1 protein-coding gene is annotated in these 595 nt (G+C 69.6%); it reads right to left on the bottom strand.

Going from position 1 to position 595, the window contains the following annotated elements:
* Positions 1–595: Hsp70 family protein (locus J0A65_RS25165; protein WP_206596956.1), on the bottom strand; the 595-nt coding region annotated here is incomplete at both ends.

The following is a 595-nucleotide window of genomic DNA, read 5'->3' as shown; positions in this document are numbered from 1 at the left end:
CGCCGAGGGCGACGATGCTGTCCGGGTCGAGGTGCCGGTAGGGCAGACGGCCGAACAGGGTCGCCACCAGTTGCTGCACCGCACTCATGCGCGTGGCACCGCCGACCAGCACCAGGCTGTCGAGGTCGCGCGGATTGAGCCGCGCATCGCGCAGGGCCTGTTCGATGGGCTGGCGCAGACGGGTCAGCAGCGGCGTCCAGATCTGCAGGGCCCGCGCCTCGTCCAGCTGCCACTGGCGGCCCATCCAGTCCAGCGTCTGCGGACCGTCGGCGAGGCGCCGCTTGAGTTGCTCCAGGGCATCTTCCAGGCTCGCCAGCGCCTGGCTGTCCAGCGCGCTGCGCGCCAGTTGCCAATCGTCCAGGCAGGCCCCGAGCAGGGCTTCGGTGAAATCTTCCCCCCCCAGGAAGTTGTCGCCGGTGGAAGCATGCACCTCGATCAGTGGCAGCGCGTATTCGAGCACGGTAACGTCGAAGGTGCCGCCGCCCAGGTCGAAGATCAGGGTGCGTTCGAACTGCTGCTCGTGCAGGCCGTAGGCCATCGCCGCGGCGGTCGGTTCGTTGATCAGGCGCTCGACGCGCAGCCCGGCCAGCTCCGC

Source organism: Bowmanella yangjiangensis (assembly GCF_017255015.1).
Taxonomy (GTDB): domain Bacteria; phylum Pseudomonadota; class Gammaproteobacteria; order Enterobacterales; family Alteromonadaceae; genus Bowmanella; species Bowmanella yangjiangensis.
This window is presented reverse-complemented; position numbering and strand designations above follow the sequence as displayed.